Origin of the sequence: Vibrio sp. 397, from assembly GCF_033339395.1 — a bacterium.
Taxonomy (GTDB): domain Bacteria; phylum Pseudomonadota; class Gammaproteobacteria; order Enterobacterales; family Vibrionaceae; genus Vibrio; species Vibrio alginolyticus.
Genome location: NZ_JAWOUN010000004.1, coordinates 226,095 through 248,010, shown reverse-complemented (window position 1 = coordinate 248,010; position 21,916 = coordinate 226,095). Strand labels below are relative to the sequence as shown.

The window sequence follows — 21,916 nt, the reverse complement described above, 5'->3', positions numbered from 1 at the left end:
TTGAATTTATGAGAAAAAATCGCGCAGGTTTGTGCCTGCGCGGGGGGAAGTTATGATTTTTTCGCGTAGTAGATAGAAAATTTATTGGTCTTATTTAGCGTCTCGCAATTATTAAACGCCCGCTCGATAATTGGTGGGTATTTTAAGAAGCTATTCGCGACAATCACCATTTCGCCGTCTTTGGTTAGATATTGTGGTGCCTGACCCAACAAGGTTTCCGCTGCGTTGTAATTTGTGTCTAAACCACTGTGGAATGGCGGGTTGCTGACGATAAAGCGGTAGTCTTTTGCGGTATCCGAGTATATATCTGATGCAAATACGCGTCCGGATAAACCATTCGCTTCTAATGTGGCTTGGCTAGAAGTGATCGCATAAGCATTAATGTCACACATCTCAATCGCGATCTCTGGATTCGCTTTCGACATAAACGCACCGAGTACACCTGCACCACAACCAAAGTCGAGCACTTTGCCCGACAGCTTAGGTAAGGTTTCAAGCAGCAATCGGCTACCTAAGTCGAACTCGCCATGGCTGAATACGCCAGGTAGGCTCTTAACCGCTAGCGACTGCTCACCGAGCGTAACAGTGTAAGACTTAAACCAATCTGCTTGGTTGAAAGGTTTTGGTTCATTGAGGCAATTACCCCAGTAAAATGAGCAGCGACGAGCAGAGTCGTACTTGTTCACAGGGCCGTATTCTTGGAACATCTTCTCGATGCTCTTGATGCCGGAGCGGTTTTCACCAACGATGACGATTTCGGTGTTAATGCCCAGTTTCGCCATCAACATCGCCAGCAAGTATTCTGCTTCGGCTTTTGCTTTTGGCCAGTATAAAAGGACCATGTCTGCTTTTGTTTCGGCATCAAACACAGAGCCAAAATGACTTTTCACTTTGTCAGAGGTTTGAATTTGGCGGTAGTAGCTATAGTTGGAAGTAAACACTTCAACAGACTCACAATGAGCCACTAACTCAAGAGGAAATAGGTCTTCAACTTCACCAGCGACTAAAACGTGTTTTCCGTTGAAGTATTCAAGTTGGCGCTGAGCTATTTGGCTAGGAGCGATATAAGCAGACATAAATTTGGTTCATCAGAAATAATTTGGGGCAGATTTTCGCACAATCTGCCCCAAGCTTGAAGTGATTAAGCGGTGACTAGCTGTTGTCTTGTTGGTTAAGGAAGTCTTTGAATTCTTCCTCGTAGATATTAAACAGTACCATGGTCACGGCAAAAATAAGTGGGCCGTAGATAAGACCAATCAAACCAAACAGATGCAGACCACCCAGTAATGAGAAGAAAATCATAAGGGTATTCATGCCGGCGCTGCCTTGCATTAGCAACGGACGTAATAGGTTATCTATAGAGCCAACGATAACTACACTCCACACCGTCAAGAAGATAGCCCAAGTCATATCGCCTGTTAAGAACAAGTACGCTGCTGCAGGAATCCAGATTAGCGCGGTTCCTACCACTGGAATGAATGATGCAAAGCCCATCATTGTTCCCCAAAATAACCCAGGGAAACCGGCGAGCCACATACCGATACCGCCAGCCAAACCTTGAGCAATCGCTGTCATGAATGAGCCCATTACGGCTGATTTAGAAACTTGCTCTATCTCTGTCAATATGCGGTCTTCTTGGCTACGTGAGAGTGGCAGGATATGACGAATCGCAGAGATAATTTTGTCGTGGTCACGAAGCAGAAAAAACAGCACAAACAGCATCAGGAAGAAGTTCATTAGGAAGTTGGTTGCGTCTCCTAAAATCTTTGCGCTGATAGCGACTAAGTTAGAGCCAAACGATGTGGCAAATTGCCCAATTTTCTCAGCGATGGCTTTGGGCTCGATTTTATCAAAAGGTAAGTACTCATTAACAATCGCTAAGCCTTTGATAACGAAAGGATGTTGGAATATATCTTGGATACCACCATTGGTAACCCAATTATATGTATTTTGTGAGAAAACAGAGCCTTGCTGAACAATGGCGGCAAACACAAATAAAAGCGGGATAACAATAATAAACGTCAAGACGACACATGACAGCAGTGCCGCCATATTGGGGTGCTTGGGAATTTTCTGCTCAAACCATTCGTGTATCGGAAACATGAGCAAAGAAATGATAAAAGCCATCACAATTGAATTGATATATGGCTCAACCAATAAGTAGCAAGCAAAAGCAGCGGCGAGTAAAGCAACCATTAGTACTCGGTGACTCGACGTTATTTTTACATTATTTGGCATGGTATTAGTCCAACTTACAGGTGACGTTTACGGTTTATGCCTTCAATGATGGCGTGTAACCTTTATTACTTTGCACTCTTAACTCTTTCAAGCTTATGACAATGCCGAATTAGAGCAGGGCGATGTACCTTGCTATAATGACTACAAATCAGTCGGTTATCAATCAAGAGATGAGCTATGGGTTGTTGCAACGGTGATAAAAAGTGTCAAACTGAGAAAAAAGCTAAGCGAATACCGTGGTTTGGCATTGTCGTTGGGGTATTAGCGATATTGGTTATTTTGAATTGGCAATAAAAAAGGACCGTTACGGTCCTTTTCTAAATGCGTTATCGCCGTTTTTAGCGATTACTTCGCTTCTTCTGCAAGAACAGCAAAACAGCGGTCAGCCGCTTCTAGTGTGGCATCAATCTCTTTTGAACCATGAGCGAGTGAAGTAAAGCTCGCTTCAAACGCAGATGGCGCAAGGTAGACACCGTGTTTTAGCATTAAGTGGAAGAAACGCTTGAAGCGTTCTATATCGCACTTCGTTACGTCTTCGTAGCAAGTTACTTTTTCTTGGTCAGTGAAGAAGAAGCCGAACATACCGCCCACTTGGTTAACAACTAGCGGAATACCGTGTTTTTCTGCTAGAGACTTAAAACCTTCAGCAAGTTGTTTCGTTTTAGAAGCTAGGCGCTTTTCGTTGCCTTCTTCTTTTAGAAGGTTCAAACATGCGTAGCCTGCTGCCATTGCGACAGGGTTACCGGAAAGGGTACCAGCTTGGTAAACTGGGCCTGTAGGTGCAACGTATTGCATCACTTCTTTACGGCCACCGAAAGCACCTACTGGCATACCGCCACCAATCACTTTACCCAGTGTCGTTAGGTCGGGTTTGATGTTGTAGTGTGCTTGCGCGCCGCCTAGAGCAACACGGAAGCCTGTCATTACTTCATCAAAAATTAGTAGCGCGCCTTCTTGATCACAGATGTCACGTAGCCCTTCGTGGAAGCCTTCCACTGGTGGAATACAGTTCATGTTGCCTGCTACTGGCTCAACGATGATACAAGCAATTTCGCCTTTGTTAGCAGCAAATAGCTCGCGTACAGAATCTAGGTCGTTGAATGTTGCTGTTAGCGTGTGCTTAGCAAAATCTGCAGGAACGCCAGGAGAGCTTGGTTGGCCTAGAGTTAGTGCACCAGAACCTGCTTTTACTAGCAAGCTGTCAGCATGGCCGTGGTAACAACCTTCAAATTTCATGATCTTGTCGCGACCGGTGAAGCCACGTGCAAGGCGAATCGCGCTCATCGTAGCTTCAGTACCAGAACTTACCATGCGGATTTGCTCCATTGATGGAACAAGCTCAGAAACTAATTCTGCCATCGCGATTTCAAGTTCTGTTGGCGCACCGAAGCTAAGACCGCGTTGCGCTGCATCAATTACTGCTTCGCGGATAACTGCGTGGTTGTGGCCAAGAATCATTGGACCCCAAGAGCCAACGTAATCAATATACGCTTTACCATCGGCATCAAAAATCAGTGGACCGTCTGCTCGTTCGATAAATAGCGGAGAACCGCCAACGCCGTTGAATGCACGAACTGGTGAATTGACACCGCCAGGGATGGTTTGCTGAGCTTTTTGATACAGCTCTGATGATTTGGTCATGGGGTTATCCTCTTTTGATTGCTCGGACCAAGTGGAGCGCATTGTACCTAGCTATAATCAAGTTAGAAACGTTTTGCTTAATTTATGTGTTGTTTCGCAGTGTAATCTTATATATCCGCATCTGTTATAAAGAATCGGCGGCGAATACTTGAACGAGTTTGTCAGGTATTGGATAATCGTCTTAATTAGCACAAATTTGACGTCTTGCTTCAGGCTTGACGCATTACACGAGTGAGAGAGGTCTTCGTGAGCGAAGTAAACGTACCATTATCTTTTTCTGACGCAGCAGCATCTCGCGTTAAAGCATTGATTGCTGAAGAAGAAAACCCAGCATTGAAACTGCGCGTATACATTACTGGCGGCGGCTGCAGCGGCTTCCAATACGGCTTTACTTTTGATGAAAATGTAAACGAAGGCGATACGACAATCGTAAACAGTGGTGTAACACTGGTTGTAGACCCTATGAGTCTGCAATATCTCGTAGGCGGTATTGTTGACTACACAGAAGGGTTGGAAGGAGCGCGCTTCTTCGTAAATAACCCCAATGCAACGACAACATGTGGTTGTGGTGCATCGTTCAGTGTGTAATTAACACCTAACAGGCAGCTAATGGCTGCCTGTGCTTTATGTAGAAGGATGTCACGTAAAGCGCACGCTCGCAGATATGCAGAGAAATAATAAAAAGGACTTTATATGTCTGGACTTTCTTTTGGACGCCGAATTGTCGAGCGCCCTTGGCTAGTATCTCTTATCCTCGTCTTACTTCTTATTGCATGGCTAACCATCGGCCAACTCAAAGCACAAGATGATCATCCTAACTCTTCAACATCCACGAACACGACACCACTTGCAAAGGTGATGTTTGATACTTTTCTTGCCGAACCTACCAGTAAAACCATTGAATTGTATGGACGAACAGCGCCCAATCGTCAAGCGCGTCTTGGCGCCGAAGTTGCCGGTAAAATAGTCAGTCTTAACATAAAGAAAGGCCAAGCGGTCAAACAGGGACAAGTGATCGCAAACATCGATAAGCGCGACCTTGGCATTCAACTTAAACGGGCCCAGGCGATGCTGTTGGTTAAAGAGAAAGAGTTTAATGCAGCTAAATCGCTAAAAAGTCGTGGACTGCAAGGTGAGGTTGCATTTGCGACAGCGCAAGCAGCGTTGGTAGATGCACGTGCGAATTTGAGTAACGTGCAAACGGCTTTAAGAAATACTGAGGTTAAAGCGCCATTTGATGGCATCGTAGATCACCACTTTGTTGAGTTAGGTGATTTTGTCGGGATTGGCGATCCTATTGCGACGGTCATTGATTTGGATACTTTAGTGATTGAAGCCGATGTCAGTGAACGGCATATACAATACCTTAAGGAAGGCCTAGAAGCCGACGTAAGAACCATTAACCAACAGCATCATCAAGGTCGTGTGCGCTACATTGGACGTGTTTCTTCTGCTTCTACTAATACATTTCCAATTGAAATCGAAATTGATAATCAAGACGCAAGAATTCCTGCCGGTATGAGCGCAGAAGTACAGCTGCCTTTGAGTGAAGTGTTGGCAGTAAAGATTACGGCTGCCATGTTAGCACTAGATGAAGAAGGTAACTTAGGTGTCAAGACACTGCGTAATGAGTATGTTGAGTTTGTTCCAATTCAACTCGTTAAGGCCGAGGATGATGGTGTGTGGCTCTCTGGGTTAGGAGAGCGTGCAGACATTATCGTGCTGGGACAAGGTTTTGTGCGAGATGGTGATCAAGTACTGGCCAATAAAGTTGATGACGTAGTTGTTGAAGCGGCTAGTGAGCAGTAAGGAGCACTTATGTACACTCTGATTGATGCTGCGTTATCTCGCGCTCGCACTATGCTGACATTGTTGGTGATGATATTAATTGCTGGTGTCATTACTTACGTCACAATCCCCAAGGAATCGAGCCCTGATATTACCATTCCGATTATTTATGTTTCTGTTGGACATCAAGGCATTTCTCCTGTCGATGCCGAGCGTTTATTGGTTCGCCCAATAGAGCAAGAGTTGCGCTCTATTGAAGGCGTAAAAGAGATGACCTCTGTGGCATCAGAAGGTCATGCTTCGGTGACGCTGGAATTTAGTGTCGGAGTGGATCTTGATAAAGCGATGGCAGATGTGCGTGATGCGGTTGATCTTGCGAAGCCAAAGTTACCAGAGGACAGTGATGAGCCGACGGTAAACGAAGTCACGTTTGCATCTGAAGAGCCTGTTTTGACCGTTGTGCTCTATGGCACCGTACCAGAGCGAACCATTGTTCAGATTGCCAGAACGTTACGTGATCGTTTGGAAAGTTTCCGTCAGGTTCTTGAGGTTGAAATCGCAGGAGATCGCGAAGACATCGTGGAGATAGTTGTCGATCCGCTATTGATGGAAAGCTACGGTCTCGATCAAGCGGACATCTATAATTTAATTGCCTTGAATAACCGAGTTGTGGCTGCGGGGTTTGTCGATACTGGGTATGGACGCTTTTCGGTAAAAGTCCCATCGGTTTTTGATTCACTGAAAGATGTGCTTGAACTACCGATCAAGGTGAATGGCAAAGAGGTGATCACTTTTGGCGATGTGGCGACAGTACGACGTGCATTTCGCGATCCTGAAAGTTTTGCTCGTTTAGATGGCGAATCTGCCATCGTTTTGGACGTAAAAAAACGGGCAGGGGAAAACATCATTGAAACGGTTGAGCTGGTAAAAGAAGTACTGGCTCTGGGACAGAAGCGCGCCGAGTGGCCCGACAATTTGCAAGTTAAATATACTTGGGATCAATCCGACGATGTCAAATTGATGCTCAGTGATCTACAAAACAATATCTTATCCGCAATTATCCTCGTAGTTATCGTCATTATTGCCATATTGGGGGTTAGGACCGCGCTTCTCGTGGGGATTTCTATTCCAGGATCGTTCTTGACTGGGTTGTTGGTGTTATCGGTATTTGGGCTGACGGTCAATATCGTCGTACTGTTTGCTTTAATTATGGCGGTAGGCATGTTGGTGGATGGTGCCATTGTGGTGACAGAGTTTGCAGATCGGCGCATGCAAGAAGGAACGCCACGTAAAGAAGCCTATCGAGATGCAGCAAAGCGAATGGCCTGGCCTATTACCGCATCCACAGCAACCACATTGGCTGCGTTTGCTCCGTTACTTTTCTGGCCAGACATCACTGGTGAGTTCATGAAGTACTTACCACTTACTTTAATTGCTACCTTGGCCGCTTCGCTGATGATGGCTTTATTGTTCGTTCCTGTCATCGGTGGGATCATTGGCAAGCCTCAAGTAGTCAATCAGAAAGCTCAGCGAGAAATGGTGGAGCTGCATAACGGCAACTTTGAAAAAGCGACAGGCATTACCAAGCTTTATTACCAGACTCTGTCGGTAGCGATTCGTCATCCATGGAAAGTCTTACTCAGCGCGATACTGCTAGCGGCAGGTGTCGGCTTCACTTACAACAAAGCTGGCTTGGGTGCAGAGTTTTTCCCTGAGGTGGACCCTGCCTTTTTTACCGTTAAAGTTCGTTCTTATGGTGACCTGTCTATTCACGAAAAAGATGTTGTTATGCGCGAAATCGAGAAGGTGATGCTCGGTCATGACGAGTTTGAAAGTGTCTACACGCGCACAGGATCGAGCGATAATGGGGACGAGATTGGCCAGATTCAAATAACGCCTGTGGATTGGCAGTATCGACGCAAAGTGAAAACCATTATTGAGGAACTAAAAGAGACGACAGACCGCTTTTATGGTGTTGAACTTGAGTATAAATTCCCGGACGCAGGACCGCCTGTCGAGCATGATCTCGTGATTGAAGTGTCATCACGAAATTTGAGTGTTAGTGCGTTAGATGAAGCAGCCAAAAAAGTACGACATTGGGCTGATGGTAATCCTGCACTGACCAACTTGAGTGATACCACTAATAAGGAAGGGATTGATTGGCAAATTGATATCCAGCGAGATGACGCCTCTCGCTTTGCAGCGGATGCTACTTTAGTCGGGAATACCGTCCAGTTTGTTACGAACGGCTTGAAAATAGGCGATTATTTGCCCGATGATGCGGATGAAGAAGTCGATATTTTGGTGCGCTATCCGCAAGATAAGCGCGACATAGGTCGATTTGATCAACTGAGAGTGAAAACGGCAGCTGGTCTGGTTCCGATTACGAATTTTGCTCAAATCAAACCAGATCATAAGCAAGACACTATTCGTCGGGTCGACGGTCATCGAGTTATCAATATTAAAGCGGATATGGTGGAAGGTTACAATTTGGCGCTTGAGTTACCTAAGATTGCCGCTGGAATGGAACAGCTCGACTTACCAGAAGGCATTGAATATAAGATTCGGGGTCAAAATGAAGAGCAGGAAAACTCATCAGCATTCTTGCAAAATGCTTTTATTGTCGCGCTTGGTGTGATGGCTTTGATTTTAATTACGCAGTTTAATAGCTTTTATCAAGCTTTCTTAATCCTTAGTGCAGTGCTGTTTTCTACCGTTGGTGTCTTCGCTGGGTTACTTATTTTCCAAAAGCCATTTGGCATCATTATGTCGGGAATTGGAGTGATTGCGTTGGCTGGTATCGTGGTAAACAACAATATTGTTTTAATCGATACTTATAATCAGATGCGTAAACGTGGCTTAGAAAAATCTGAGGCTATTTTGCGTACGGGGGTGCAGCGTTTAAGACCCGTTTTACTCACGACGGTGACCACCATATTAGGCTTATTGCCAATGGTGTTAGAAATGAACATCGACTTAGTTAATCAGAAAGTGGAGTTTGGCGCACCAAGCACTCAATGGTGGTCTCAGCTTGCGACCGCTGTCGCGGGTGGTTTGGCATTTGCGACTTTGCTAACGTTAGTTCTGACACCGTGTTTGCTTATGCTCGGGAGAGAGCATCACTCTGAACAGTAAGCTTTATCGTGATGATATCGACAAAACAAAAAGGGCAGCGAAGCTGCCCTTTTCAATACCTTGCCTTACTTCATTGCTAACAGTTTGCTGTAGCGTTCAAGCTTGTCCATGCTAACTTTCGCGTTTGCCATGAAAGTTTGTCTCGCTTTGCCTGTCAGGGATTTAGATTGTGGCAAATTCACCGTGCGTGGGTTTTTATGGACACCATTCACAAGGAACTCATAGTGCAAGTGGGGGCCTGTTACACGGCCAGTTCCGCCAAGCGTACCAATGGTTTGACCTTGCTTAACGCGTTGACCAGCTCGCACTGTACGTTTGGTTAAGTGCAGGTACTTGGTAATGTAAGTATTACTATGTTTAATGAAAACGTAGTTACCATTAAATTTGTTGTAAGACGATTTTTGAACGACGCCATCACCAGCCGCCCAAATCGGGGTGCCCACTGGTGCCGCATAGTCCGTGCCTCTATGAGGGCGAACGCGTCCCGTTACTGGATGTAAGCGGCGTGGGTTGAAATTAGATGAAACTCGACGGAAATCCAACGGCGCGCGTAAGAATGCTTTTTTCATTGCACGCCCATTTTCGTCGTAATACTTGCCACTTTTCTGATCCAATATTGCGGTAAAGGTATCGCCTTGGTTTTTAAAGATCGCAGCAATGATTTTTCCACGGCCGATTACTTCACCTTCTACCACTTCCTCTTGGTAAAGTACTCGGAAGCTGTCGTTTTTACGAATATCTAAAGCAAAATCGATGTCCCAACCAAATATGCCAGCCAGTTCCATGATTTGGTTACCATTTAATCCAGAAGATATTCCTGCATTCCAAAAGTTTGATTTGATGGTGGCTTCTGCGTAGTTGTACTGGAAGTCGACTTCTTTCTTATCAACTTCAGAAACGTACTTGCCGTCTTTTAATGTGATACGAAAAGTCTCGAATGCGCTTAGTGTTCTTCTTAGCTGCACCAAGTCGTTATTTTCGTCAAAACCAAATTGCAATCGGTCACCAGGTCGAAGCCGAGTTAACTGTTTTTCCACTTCTTTGTCTGATGAGACCAGTTCATGTAATAGACGAGCAGAAAGTCCTACGCGACTAAATAAGATGGCAGCACTCTCGCCATTTTTTACTTTGTATGTTTCCCAGCGCAGCACGGCAGGAACCGCAGGCGATGAACTATTTAGTGCACTGAGTTCGAGGGAAACTGGCACAGGATAATGTTGACCAACTTTTAATCGGCTCTGCTGCGGGTCTAGGTCTTGCGGATCAGGTAAAAAGAAGAGCGCGAAGATAATCAACGCACTAAAAAAACCGATCAATACTTTGTGCAAGAGTGGAAGTCGGACAAAAATCGAATGCATGAGGTACTTGATTGCTAAATTAAACGGAAAAAGTGACAACTACCTAGTCTAACGTGTTTCAAAATGCATCGCTATTCAAGTAATATGTTCAGCTATTATATTTTTGCCAAATCTGTGGGAGTGAACAAGAATGGCGAGCATTGAAGCTGCACTAGCCGAGATTAAGCGCGGTGTTGAAGAGCTGATTCCAGAAGAAGAGCTAATCGCAAAACTAAAAGAAGACCGTCCTCTACGTATTAAATTGGGCGCTGATCCAACAGCACCTGACATTCACCTAGGCCATACGGTTATTTTCAATAAGCTTCGCTTGTTCCAAGAACTAGGTCATGAAGTGACGTTCCTAATCGGTGACTTCACTGCAATGGTTGGTGACCCAACAGGTAAAAACACTACTCGTCCACCGCTAAGTCGTGAAGACGTATTGCGTAACGCTGAAACGTACAAAGAGCAAGTGTTCAAAATTCTCGATCCTGCAAAGACTAAAATTCAGTTTAACTCTGAGTGGCTGTCTGAACTAGGCGCAGAAGGTATGATTCGCCTTGCGGCAAACCAAACCGTTGCTCGTATGCTAGAGCGTGACGACTTTAAAAAGCGTTACGCGGGTGGTCAGCCAATTGCTATTCATGAGTTCATGTACCCACTTCTACAAGGTTGGGACTCAGTAGCAATGGAAACGGATGTTGAATTAGGTGGTACAGACCAGAAGTTCAACCTTCTAATGGGTCGTGAACTGCAAAAGTCTCACGGTCAAAAACCTCAGGTTGTACTGATGATGCCGCTTCTAGTGGGCCTTGATGGCGAGAAGAAGATGTCTAAGTCAGCAAACAACTACATCGGTATCAGCGAAGCGCCAAGCGAAATGTTTGGTAAAATCATGTCTATTTCTGATGACCTAATGTGGAGCTACTACGAGCTGCTCTCTTTCCGTCCTCTGGAAGAGATTGCTCAATTCAAAGCTGATGTAGAAGCGGGCAAAAACCCTCGTGACATCAAAGTATTGCTAGCAAAAGAAATTATTGCTCGTTTCCACAGTGAAGCCGATGCCGATGCAGCAGAGCAAGAATTCGTAAACCGTTTTGCGAAGAACCAAATTCCTGATGAAATGCCAGAGTTTGACTTTGACGCAGGTCGCCCAGTGAGTAATCTGTTGAAAGAAGCAGGCTTATGTCCATCATCGTCAGATGCGATGCGCATGGTTAAGCAGGGCGCTGTGAAGATTGATGGTGAAAAAATTGCGGACAGCAAATTTGCTCCAGAAGCGGGTACTTACGTGTTCCAAGTAGGCAAACGTAAATTTGCTCGTATTACTATTCAGTAATTCATAATGACTGCAAATGAAAGCGTCCGAAGGGCGCTTTTTTTGTATGAAAATTTAGCAAAAACGGCAAAGTAAAACTTCCATACCTGATGAACTTTGCTACTATACTTGCGCTGCCAATAATGGCAGCGCTATCGGAGATTTACATGAACAATACCGACCATCCTCCCAGTCGTTGGGTGAGTAAGATTAAGGGAGCGAAATAACCCGCTTCGGTATTGGCGATCTCCGCCTTACCTAAGTGGTGAGGCATCTTTTCTAATTTTCTTCTCGTTATTTCCTTCATACATTCTGAATAGACAGTGCATTCGCATTGGTTTTCTCTGTGCATCTTAATTGTTGTCTGACTTTTAGCGTGCAAGAGTGGCTTTTCATGCTTTGTCGATGGTCGTTACCAATGCCAATCGGGAGATTCGCCATGACGGTAATGAACAACACTTTTATTGAAACAACACCAAACTTTTCTGAAGTAGAAATTGGTGCAGCTCGCAATGCATTCTTGCAGTACGAGCAAGAGCAACAAGTCCATTTGCTTACGGTTATGCCGATTGATGAGGCTGTAGGTATTTTACAGCATTGCTCTGTCGGCTATGTGAATAGTCTTATTGCTCAACTTGAGCAAGCAGGTCATGACAAACGCGCACGTCATTATGCTCACCAACTGGGTCTGCATATGTCTGAAGTTGATACACCCGATGGTTATTTATCAACTAGTGTTTTAGGGCATGTAAAACAGCGTATTGGATGGATCATTGCGCTGGCTCTTTTAGGGATAGTGTCAGGCTTGATCATCGCTCAGTATGAGGACACCCTTAGTCAGCTTGTTTTACTTGCAGTGTACATGCCAGTGATTGCAGCTGCTGGTGGTAACACAGGAACACAAGCAGCAACTTTGGTGATTCGTGCTCTTGCTACTGGAGAGTTAAAAAAACGCCAATGGTTAGAAGTTTTGTGGAAAGAGAGCCGAGTCGCTCTATTTATTGCGCTAGCAATCGCTATCGTGATGATTGGACGCATTATGTTATTTAGTGCAGGACAATCAACAGGAGGCTTTGAACTGACCGATATCGCACTGGCAATAGCAGTTGCGCTGTTCATTCAAGTCACCATTTCTACAACATTGGGCGGGCTGTTGCCAATTATTGCACGAGCTTGCAAGTTGGACCCAGCCGTATTGGTGAGTCCAGTTCTTGCGTCTATCGTTGATATTTCAGGAATGTGGATTTACTTTAACGTGGTGAACTATTTCTTAGTTATTTCCTGACTAAAGTTCACAATGTCATTGTAAAAAAGCTGCTCAAAATGTGTAATCGGGGCGATGACAGGTGTGTTGTCGTCCCTTTTTTCTGGGAAGTAGTCTGAAACAAACTGAACAAAAATGGTGTTAGGTTGACCATTTTTATCCAAGCCATATCCAGCCATATTGTAAGTCCCGTAGATAGAGCCACTTTTCGCGATCAGCTGTCCTTTAATTGGAAGTTTTCGCATACTTTGTCGGTACTTTAATGTGCCGGATTCACCTGATTTCGGCATGATGGCAATCAATTTGAGTTCGTTTTCATACTTCCAAATATAGCGCAACATTTCAGCCATCTTGGTCGCTGAGATCCGGTTATTTCGCGAAAGTCCTGAGCCGTCTTCTAGGCGCGCATTACGAATATCAATACCAGTGTTGGCGAAAATGATCTGCTTGATCGCTTCTGTACCGTTAGTAAAACTGCCTGGCTGAACGAAAAATTTAGCACCAAGTGTTTTGGTTAATGTGTCGGCAATTAAGTTGTCAGAGTTTTTGAGCATATCTTCGAGAATGTCTGGTAAGGCTTTTGATTGATGCATTGCGATGAGCTTTCGCTGCTTTTCTGGCGCCGTACCGACCCTAATCTTTCCCGATACCCCAATGTTGAGCTCCTTGAGCAAAGCCGCCAACCTTTGACTGGTGTAACGCTCAGGGTCTTGAACCGCAAATTTCAGTGGCAATGGTTTGTCTCTTTCAACCAAGCACCCTGTTAGCTTGTAGTTGTTATCGGGATTTGCAACTAAACCTAAGTCACAATGACGACTTTTCTTAATGGTTTTAGAAACTGTTTCTACGGTACTTGTGACACGAATAGGTTGATGCTCTGGTACGTAGACCCGCGTTCCACCATCTTTTTGTGTATAGATAGAGGCTTGTACACAGTTGTTATTGAGTGTGATGGTCGATGCCGGAGCGCTGTAGCAAACTCCCAAGATATCCCACGGCCAGCCCACCGCACGGTTATAACCAGTGAATGCGCTGTTATCGAGCCATAGGTCACCGTTAATCCGTTTTAAGCCATTTTTCTTAGCTAGAGTGAGAAGTGATTTTAAGTCGTTGGTTTGGAGTGTTGGGTCGCCGACAAAGTAAATCACTGTATCTGAGTTCGACGTTTCCAGCTTGGTTCGAAACCGGAAGTTATCACCCAGTTCTAGCTTTGCGGCTAATGCGGTGACGATTTTTAATGTACTCGCTGGTGGGAACAGTTGTTCGGTAGGATGAACACCGTCAAGCTCAGCATTTTCACTGAGTTTTTCCGCAACTAAACTGATGCGGGCGCCTTCAGGCAACACCTCTTGATGAGGGTACGCTTGTGAAAAAGCAGAAAGTAATGAAGAGAATATGAGCAAGGGCCAACGTAAACGCATAATGATACTTTCTAAGGTAAGTTATGTGATTGAGTATACGCAAGTCCTTTCAATATGCTAGGTAACTAAAGAAATGCTTCAAATGTCTTCATGAATGAGACACGAGAGAAAGGCGCGCTGCTTAAAATGAAGTATAAAAAATGCCCGCTTAAAGCGGGCATTCGATATTCTAGTCAAAGACCGGAATTAGAAGTCGTAACGTAGACCTAGAGCTAGCTCGTCTTCAGCATCGATCTTAGTTGCAACTGTTTTGCTCGTGTCAGTTGAACCAAACTTGTCACCTGCATCAATCAGGTTGAAGTTGTAAGAAATGTAACCACGGAAGTTAGGCTTGAAGTAGTAAGAAGCATCAACAGCGAAGTTGTTTGCAGAAGTTTCGTTGTTAGTTTCTGCATTGTTATATGATGTTGTAAATACTGTTTGGCCTAGAGTGTAAGCACCCGCTAGCTCGTAACCAGTGTAATCAACTGTGTTACTGTTGTTTGAATCTTCCATTTTCTCGCCGTCAGTGAATACACCAGCGAAGTAAAGATCAGACATTGTGTAAGATGCAGCTAGCATGTACTCGTTAGCTTTGTCTTGATCTGCGTAACCAGCACCTAGCTCAAGACCAGTGTCAGCTAGAGCGTAGATTGCAGATAGAGAGTAACCGTCTTGTTTGTTGTCGTAGTACTCACCAGTGTTTTTGTTTTCCATACGATCAGCGAAGCGGTAGCTTGCTTTTACGCTTAGGTTTTCAAACTGGCCTTTGTAAGCCATCATGTTGTCTGTACGGTCTGATACAGCTAGTTTGTCTGCTGCAGAGTTACCGTGGTAAGCCATGATATCTGTGAAGTCAGTGATAACGCCTAGTGCACCTTCAGTTTTACCGTATGCGAACTCACCGTAAGCACCGCCAAGACCAGCGTAAGCAAGACGAGTTTCTAGATCGCTCTTGTCGTCGCCGTCTACAGTACCGTTTTGAGCAGTCTCAAATTCACCTTCCCAGAAACCAACACCGTATAGGTTGTCATTGATTTCTTGTTTACCAAGGAAGTTTAGACGGATGCGAGATTTGTCTTGAGCGTCGCCATCTTTCATAGATAGACGTGCTTCAGCACGGCCGCCCATTTCTAGAGAAGTACCGTCTTGGTTGTAAAGTTCAGCTGCGTTTACGCCAGTTGCCATAGCTGCTGCAGATACAGAAAGAGCAATTAGAGTCTTTTTCATCTTATTTGTCCTAGTTAGCTGTCCATAATCATTGTTGTATGGGGGAGAGGTGATCTCTCACAAGTTGTTGGTCCAAAATTGGCTAATTGAGCGATATAGTTCGCACTTGTAAGCCATTGATCTAACAACTCGCTGGACATGTTTTACTGCTAAAGTTTCCGTATGAGTTAGTAAAATGATATAAATCCCACTGATGAACACTGTTCAATTGTGCGTTGTTTTTATTTAAATTACTGTTTTTGATTGAAATTATTGGCAATGACATTGGCCTGACATTGATTAGTTTTTATCTTTTTTGAGGTTTTTGGTGTAATGAACAGTGTTGTTTTTCAATAAATTGAGAAGGTGATTCGCCCTAGAACCGCTCTAAAAGTGAGTTATATCATTATGCCGAAAAGGCATAGTCTTGCTGTCTTTCGAATTAAGATGATTTCGTCCGGGAGTTTGTTTACACTAAACGAAATACATCTTTAAGCGCACTACCCAGTCCTATGACAGGGTGGGCTTTTTTTTGTCCAAAGACCCATTTGGGCTTGAGGTTATAAAATGGAAAAAGTTCCAATGACACTACGTGGCGAGCAAAAGCTACGTGCAGAACTCGATCGTCTACTTAAACTACGTCCTCAGATCTCAGAGGCAATTGCTGAAGCTCGTGAGCTAGGTGATTTAAAAGAGAATGCTGAATATCACGCCGCTCGTGAAGAGCAGGGCATTTGTGAAGCACAAATCCGTGACATTGAATACAAACTGTCAGTTGCTCAAGTTATTGATGTAACGAAGATGGAGAACACGGGTAAAGTTATTTTTGGTTCAACCGTAACCTTGATTGATATCGACACCGAAGAAGAAAAAACGTACCAAATCGTTGGTGATGACGAAGCCGATATCAAAGCAGGTCGCATTTCAGTGAGCTCACCTATTGCTCGTGGCCTGATTGGTAAGATGGAAGGCGATGAAGTTGCTATTCAAACTCCGGGTGGCGCGAAAGACTTCGAAATTGACCGAGTAGAATATATCTAAGTCGTTTGGAGTAGCATTACTACTCTGATAAAACGCAAAAAGGTCGCCTCAGGCGACCTTTTTTCTTCAGCAACGTAAGTAGAGTTACTTACGAGGGATTTCGATTTTACGCTCTTCAGACTGGCGGTATAGCACAAGCACTTTACCAATAGTCTGAACTTTTTCAGCGCCCGTCTCACGTACGATAGCGTCGATGATTAGCTGTTTTGTTTCACGATCTTCCGAAGCAACTTTTACTTTGATAAGTTCGTGATGGTTAAGAGCGATTTCAATTTCTGCTAGCACGGCTTCTGTAAGTCCATTTGCGCCCATTAGCACAACAGGTTTTAAACTGTGAGCTAGGCCTTTAAGGTGCTGCTTTTGTTTGGTGCTTAGGTTCATTACGCGGCCAATTTTCTTTAAAATAAGGGTTGAAAAAAGCTATTTTAACGCCATCTATTGCTGAAGACTATAATTTATTGAGTAATAGGTAGCGCCTATTAAAACAATAGCTCCAATTTGTGCCTTGTTGGGATTAAAATGAGTAAACAAAAACATTCGGCTAGTTCTGGTCGTTGGTTGAAAGAACACTTTGATGATAAATACGCGAATGAAGCCCGAAAAAAAGGCTACCGCTCACGTGCTTATTTCAAGATCGATGAGATTCAAACGAAAGATAAATTGTTAAAGCCTGGAATGACAGTCGTCGACTTGGGGGCCGCGCCGGGCGGATGGTCTCAATATGCTGCTAAGATAGTAGGGGACAGTGGTCAGATCATTGCGTGTGACTTGCTTCCTATGGACCCGATTGCTGGCGTTAGCTTTTTACAAGGCGACTTTCGTGATGATGCGGTATTGGAAGCTTTGCTAGAAAGGATCCAACCTTCCATGGTAGACGTAGTAATGTCTGATATGGCGCCTAACATCGCGGGGAACAATTCTGTTGATCAACCTCGCGCTATGTATTTAGTTGAATTAGCTTTAGATATGTGTCGACAAGTTCTAGCGCCTAATGGTAGCTTTGTCGTAAAGGTTTTCCAAGGGGAAGGCTTCGATCAGTATGTGAAAGAAGTCCGAGACATGTTTAAAGCCGTAAAAATTAGAAAACCAGACTCATCGCGAGCTCGCTCTCGAGAGGTCTTCGTCGTAGCCACTGGTTACAAAGGTTAACCATTTTGCTCTCTTGAGAGCGTGTTAACACTATAGCTACAGTTAATGAACTGTAGTACCCTACCTTTAATTACAATTAGTTATCGAGAGGCTTACACCTTGAGTGACATGGCAAAAAATTTAATTCTGTGGCTTGTTATCGCCGTCGTATTGATGTCGGTATTCCAGAGCTTTGGCCCTGGAGAAAGCAATGGCAGAACCGTGGATTACACCACGTTTGTACAGGAAGTTGGCCAAGGCCAGATTCAAGAAGCAACTTTTAAAGACGGTGAAATTAGCTTTGTTCGTCGTGGCGGCGGTGCCAAAATGGTCACTTACATGCCAGTGTATGACCAAAAGCTTCTAGATGACCTAATTAACCAAAACGTGAAAGTACAAGGCACGCCTCCAGAAGAGCAAAGCTTGCTTGGTACTATCTTCATCTCTTGGTTCCCAATGATCTTACTAATTGGTGTATGGATTTTCTTCATGCGTCAAATGCAAGGCGGCGGTGGTAAAGGCGCCATGTCTTTTGGTAAGAGCAAAGCTCGAATGATGAGCGAAGAACAAATCAAGACAACTTTTGCTGACGTTGCTGGTTGTGACGAAGCAAAAGAAGACGTGAAAGAACTGGTGGACTACCTACGCGATCCAAGCCGCTTCCAAAAACTGGGCGGTAAGATTCCAACGGGTGTTCTAATGGTTGGTCCTCCTGGTACGGGTAAAACGCTTCTAGCGAAAGCCATTGCCGGTGAGGCGAAAGTACCATTCTTTACTATCTCTGGTTCTGATTTCGTAGAGATGTTCGTTGGTGTTGGTGCATCTCGTGTGCGTGACATGTTTGAACAAGCAAAGAAAGCCGCACCTTGTATCATCTTTATCGATGAGATCGATGCGGTAGGTCGTCAACGTGGCGCAGGTGTTGGTGGTGGTCATGATGAACGTGAACAAACACTAAACCAAATGCTCGTTGAGATGGATGGTTTCGAAGGTAACGAAGGTATTATCGTTATCGCTGCGACTAACCGTCCGGATGTGTTGGACCCTGCGTTACTGCGTCCTGGTCGTTTTGACCGCCAAGTGGTAGTTGGTCTTCCAGATGTACGTGGCCGTGAACAGATCCTAAAAGTTCACATGCGTAAGGTCCCTCTAGCGGGTGATGTAGAGCCTTCTCTCATCGCGCGTGGTACTCCAGGCTTCTCTGGTGCTGACCTAGCAAACTTAGTTAACGAAGCAGCCCTGTTTGCTGCGCGCGGTAACAAGCGCAACGTTTCTATGGTTGAGTTTGAACTGGCGAAAGACAAAATCATGATGGGTGCTGAGCGCCGTTCAATGGTGATGTCTGAGGAAGTGAAAGAGTCAACCGCATACCACGAAGCGGGTCACGCGATTGTTGGTCGCTTGGTTCCTGAACACGATCCAGTGTACAAAGTGTCTATCATTCCACGCGGTCGCGCGTTGGGTGTGACTATGTACCTACCAGAGCAAGACCGTGTCAGCATGTCTCGCCAGCACCTAGAGTCTATGATCTCTAGCTTGTACGGTGGTCGCCTAGCAGAAGAACTTATCTACGGTGCTGATAAAGTCTCAACAGGCGCGTCAAACGATATTGAACGTGCAACTGATATTGCTCGTAAGATGGTTACTCAATGGGGTTTCTCTGAAAAGCTTGGTCCTCTACTGTATGCAGAAGATGAAGGTGAGGTGTTCCTTGGTCGTAGCGTGACTCAGACTAAGCATGTATCTGACGATACGGCGAAGTTGATTGATGATGAAGTTCGTCAGATCATTGACCGCAACTATGACCGTGCGAAGAAGATTCTTCAAGAGAACATGGATATCATGCATGCGATGAAAGATGCGCTGATGAAGTATGAAACCATTGATGCTCGCCAGATTGATGACTTAATGGAGCGCAAAGCTGAAATTCGTGAGCCTGCGGGCTGGAGTGATAACTCAGCAAGCAAACCAGAAGACAGCGACAAGCCTCAAGCAAAGCAAGAAGTTAAAGAAGAAGCAACGGAGACTGCGAAAGATGCAGAACAGCCTAGCTCTTCTGAAACAACTTCTAACGAAGCGCCTGAAAAGAAAGACTCTGAATAAAGAGTATCGATAATATTAAACCCCGAGTTATCTCGGGGTTTTTGTGTTTATGATGATGATTACAGCAAATAACAAATCCTTGGACCTTTCGCGTCCACATGTCATGGCCATTCTAAATGTGACACCGGATTCCTTTTCGGATGGCGGTAAATACAACTCAATTGAACTTGCTCTTGCTCAAGTTGATAAAATGATAAAGGCTGGTGTAAGTATTGTTGATGTTGGTGGTGAATCAACAAGACCTGGTGCACCGGATGTGTCTTTGGAAGAAGAGCTTAGGCGTGTTGTCCCAGTAATCAAAGCCATTCGTGAAAAATATGATGTATGGATTTCCGTTGACACCAGTAAAGCAGAAGTGATGCGTCAAGCAATTGATGCTGGGGCTGATTTGATCAATGACATCCGCTCGCTGCAAGAGCCAGGTGCTCTGGAAGTCGCAGCAGAAGCAAACCTTCCAATTTGTCTGATGCATATGAAAGGTCAGCCTAGGACCATGCAAGTTGACCCTCATTATGATGATTTAATGGGGGACGTGTCGGCTTTTCTAGAAGAACGTATCGCGGCGTGTGAAGCAGCAGGGATTGATAAATCTCAACTGATTCTCGATCCTGGGTTTGGCTTTGGCAAAACAATCGAACACAATTATCATATGCTTGCTCATCTTGAAAAGTTTCATGAATTCGGCCTGCCTATTTTGGCTGGCATGTCTCGTAAATCCATGATCTTCAAACTGTTAGACAAGCCAGCGGCAGAGTGTACGAACGCAAGTGTCGTTTGCGCTACGATTGCCGCGATGAAAGGCGCGCAGATCATTCGCGTGCATGACTTTGAAGAGACAATCGAAGCGATGAAAGTTGTTGAGATGACGAAAAACAATATTTAAAAATAATAAAGGAAAGTTTATGTCGAATGAAAGACGTTACTTTGGTACTGACGGTGTGCGCGGTAAAGTAGGACAATACCCAATCACTCCAGACTTCGTACTTAAGCTTGGCTGGGCTGCTGGTCGTGTACTAGCGAAACAAGGCACAAAGAAAGTTATCATAGGTAAAGATACACGTATTTCAGGTTATATGCTTGAATCTGCACTAGAGGCTGGCCTTGCAGCTGCGGGACTTAAAGCAACATTTACTGGTCCCATGCCAACTCCAGCTGTGGCATATTTAACTCAGACTTTCCGTGCCGAGGCTGGTATTGTGATTTCTGCATCACATAACCCATATTACGACAACGGCATTAAATTCTTTTCTTCTGAGGGTACTAAGCTACCTGACGATATCGAATTGGCGATCGAAGCTGAGTTAGATAAAGAAATTGAATGTGTGGAGTCTGCTGAGCTTGGTAAAGCAACCCGCCTAAATGATGCAGCTGGTCGTTACATCGAATTCTGTAAGAGTACTTTCCCATCTGAGTTGAGCCTTGCGAACTTTAAGATCGTAGTAGACTGTGCGCACGGTGCAACGTACCACATCGCTCCAAATGTTTTCAAAGAACTTGGGGCAGAAGTTATCGCTATGGGCGTAGAGCCTAACGGCATCAACATTAATGAAAAAGTGGGCGCAACAGACGTACGAGCTCTTCAACAGCGTGTTGTTGAAGAGCAAGCGCACCTTGGTCTCGCATTTGATGGTGATGGTGACCGCATCATTATGGTCGACCACCTAGGTAACAAAGTTGATGGTGACCAAATTGCTTATATCATCGCTCGTGATGCACTTCGTCGTGGTGAGCTAAAGGGTGGTGTTGTTGGTACACTAATGACTAACTTGGGTATGGAAAATGGTTTAAAGCAGCTAGGCATTCCGTTTGTACGTGCTGCTGTTGGTGACCGTTATGTCATGGAGCAACTGCTAGAAAAAGGTTGGAAAATTGGTGCTGAAAACTCAGGCCATGTGATCTTATTAGATAAAGTCACAACCGGCGATGCGATTGTTGCTGCACTTCAAGTACTTGCTTCTGTAATTGGCAGCGATATGTCTTTATATGAACTATCGCAAGGAATGACATTATATCCTCAGGTTTTAGAAAATGTCCGTTTCTCAGGAGAAAGTAACCCTCTTGAAGCTACAGCTGTATTAAACGCTGTCGCTGAAGTAGAGGCGACACTTGGTGATAAAGGGCGTGTACTGCTGCGTAAGTCTGGCACTGAGCCTTTGATCCGCGTTATGGTGGAAGGCGAAGATGGTGAACTAGTTCAACACTCAGCATTGAAAATCGCTGAGGCTGTTAAAGCAAGTTGTTAATCATTGCGTTAAAGCATGTCTTGAATGAAAAGGGCATCTTTTGCCCTTTTTTTGAGCGCTTAACGCATTGG

17 protein-coding genes are annotated in these 21,916 nt (G+C 44.7%); 10 read left to right on the top strand and 7 right to left on the bottom strand.

Annotated elements, in window-relative coordinates; genetic code table 11:
• Window positions 1-50 precede the first annotated feature (50 nt).
• From rsmC to hemL, 3 genes are all read right to left on the bottom strand, one after another.
• The gene (gene rsmC / locus R7P36_RS08920; protein WP_213899265.1) at window positions 51-1,076 is read right to left on the bottom strand and encodes a 16S rRNA (guanine(1207)-N(2))-methyltransferase RsmC; all 1,026 of its coding nucleotides are present in this window, start codon (window positions 1,074-1,076) and stop codon (window positions 51-53) included.
• Between the two features lie 76 nt (window positions 1,077-1,152).
• Window positions 1,153-2,238, bottom strand: a complete 1,086-nt coding sequence (locus R7P36_RS08915; RefSeq protein ID WP_031779035.1) for an AI-2E family transporter — start codon at window positions 2,236-2,238, stop codon at window positions 1,153-1,155.
• 345 nt (window positions 2,239-2,583) lie between these two features.
• Window positions 2,584-3,879 (bottom strand): glutamate-1-semialdehyde 2,1-aminomutase, encoded by a 1,296-nt coding sequence (hemL, locus tag R7P36_RS08910; RefSeq protein ID WP_053304106.1) that lies wholly within the window; start codon window positions 3,877-3,879, stop codon window positions 2,584-2,586.
• 246 nt (window positions 3,880-4,125) lie between these two features.
• On the opposite strand from hemL, the gene erpA reads away from it, so the two are divergent.
• The 3 genes from erpA to vmeK all read left to right on the top strand — a co-directional run bounded on the left by erpA (window position 4,126) and on the right by vmeK (window position 8,802).
• Complete coding sequence (gene erpA, locus R7P36_RS08905) at window positions 4,126-4,467, top strand: iron-sulfur cluster insertion protein ErpA (protein ID WP_005380031.1); 342 nt, start codon at window positions 4,126-4,128, stop codon at window positions 4,465-4,467.
• 105 nt (window positions 4,468-4,572) lie between these two features.
• Window positions 4,573-5,688 carry an efflux RND transporter periplasmic adaptor subunit gene (locus R7P36_RS08900; protein WP_213899266.1) on the top strand — a complete coding sequence of 372 codons (1,116 nt, stop codon included), beginning with the start codon at window positions 4,573-4,575 and terminating at the stop codon, window positions 5,686-5,688.
• A gap of 9 nt (window positions 5,689-5,697) precedes the next feature.
• Entirely contained in the window at window positions 5,698-8,802 is a 3,105-nt protein-coding gene (vmeK, locus tag R7P36_RS08895; RefSeq protein ID WP_017820415.1) for a multidrug efflux RND transporter permease subunit VmeK, read from the top strand.
• Window positions 8,803-8,867: 65 nt separating this feature from the next.
• Here vmeK and R7P36_RS08890 read toward each other — a convergent pair whose 3' ends face one another.
• Window positions 8,868-10,160 carry a peptidoglycan DD-metalloendopeptidase family protein gene (locus R7P36_RS08890; RefSeq protein WP_033905576.1) on the bottom strand — a complete coding sequence of 431 codons (1,293 nt, stop codon included), beginning with the start codon at window positions 10,158-10,160 and terminating at the stop codon, window positions 8,868-8,870.
• 130 nt (window positions 10,161-10,290) lie between these two features.
• On the opposite strand from R7P36_RS08890, the gene tyrS reads away from it, so the two are divergent.
• On the top strand, window positions 10,291-11,478 hold the full coding sequence (gene tyrS / locus R7P36_RS08885; protein ID WP_017820416.1) for a tyrosine--tRNA ligase: 1,188 nt from the start codon (window positions 10,291-10,293) through the stop codon (window positions 11,476-11,478).
• A 418-nt stretch (window positions 11,479-11,896) separates the two neighbouring features.
• The gene (locus R7P36_RS08880) at window positions 11,897-12,742 is read left to right on the top strand and encodes a magnesium transporter (protein ID WP_213899267.1); all 846 of its coding nucleotides are present in this window, start codon (window positions 11,897-11,899) and stop codon (window positions 12,740-12,742) included.
• On the opposite strand, the gene dacB is transcribed toward R7P36_RS08880, so the two are convergent.
• Both dacB and R7P36_RS08870 read right to left on the bottom strand, forming a co-directional pair.
• Entirely contained in the window at window positions 12,721-14,142 is a 1,422-nt protein-coding gene (gene dacB, locus R7P36_RS08875) for a serine-type D-Ala-D-Ala carboxypeptidase (protein WP_213899268.1), read from the bottom strand. The two genes, R7P36_RS08880 and dacB, sit on opposite strands and share 22 nt — an antisense overlap.
• 186 nt (window positions 14,143-14,328) lie before the next feature.
• Window positions 14,329-15,351, bottom strand: coding sequence for a porin (locus R7P36_RS08870; protein WP_005380064.1), 1,023 nt, complete (start codon window positions 15,349-15,351; stop codon window positions 14,329-14,331).
• 546 nt (window positions 15,352-15,897) lie between these two features.
• On the opposite strand from R7P36_RS08870, the gene greA reads away from it, so the two are divergent.
• Window positions 15,898-16,371 carry a transcription elongation factor GreA gene (greA, locus tag R7P36_RS08865; protein ID WP_005380065.1) on the top strand — a complete coding sequence of 158 codons (474 nt, stop codon included), beginning with the start codon at window positions 15,898-15,900 and terminating at the stop codon, window positions 16,369-16,371.
• An 84-nt stretch (window positions 16,372-16,455) separates the two neighbouring features.
• Here the strand turns inward: greA and yhbY are convergent, their stop codons facing one another.
• Window positions 16,456-16,752, bottom strand: a complete 297-nt coding sequence (gene yhbY / locus R7P36_RS08860; RefSeq protein ID WP_005380066.1) for a ribosome assembly RNA-binding protein YhbY — start codon at window positions 16,750-16,752, stop codon at window positions 16,456-16,458.
• 138 nt (window positions 16,753-16,890) lie between these two features.
• Here yhbY and rlmE point away from each other — a divergent pair, with 138 nt between their 5' ends.
• The 4 genes from rlmE to glmM all read left to right on the top strand — a co-directional run bounded on the left by rlmE (window position 16,891) and on the right by glmM (window position 21,845).
• Window positions 16,891-17,520, top strand: a complete 630-nt coding sequence (gene rlmE / locus R7P36_RS08855) for a 23S rRNA (uridine(2552)-2'-O)-methyltransferase RlmE (RefSeq protein ID WP_005388985.1) — start codon at window positions 16,891-16,893, stop codon at window positions 17,518-17,520.
• Between the two features lie 108 nt (window positions 17,521-17,628).
• A complete protein-coding gene (gene ftsH, locus R7P36_RS08850; protein WP_017635895.1) occupies window positions 17,629-19,602 on the top strand; it encodes an ATP-dependent zinc metalloprotease FtsH in 1,974 nt (657 codons plus the stop codon).
• Window positions 19,603-19,654: 52 nt separating this feature from the next.
• Window positions 19,655-20,485 (top strand): dihydropteroate synthase, encoded by an 831-nt coding sequence (gene folP / locus R7P36_RS08845; protein ID WP_017820419.1) that lies wholly within the window; start codon window positions 19,655-19,657, stop codon window positions 20,483-20,485.
• Window positions 20,486-20,504: 19 nt separating this feature from the next.
• The gene (gene glmM, locus R7P36_RS08840; protein ID WP_005388992.1) at window positions 20,505-21,845 is read left to right on the top strand and encodes a phosphoglucosamine mutase; all 1,341 of its coding nucleotides are present in this window, start codon (window positions 20,505-20,507) and stop codon (window positions 21,843-21,845) included.
• Window positions 21,846-21,916 lie beyond the last annotated feature (71 nt).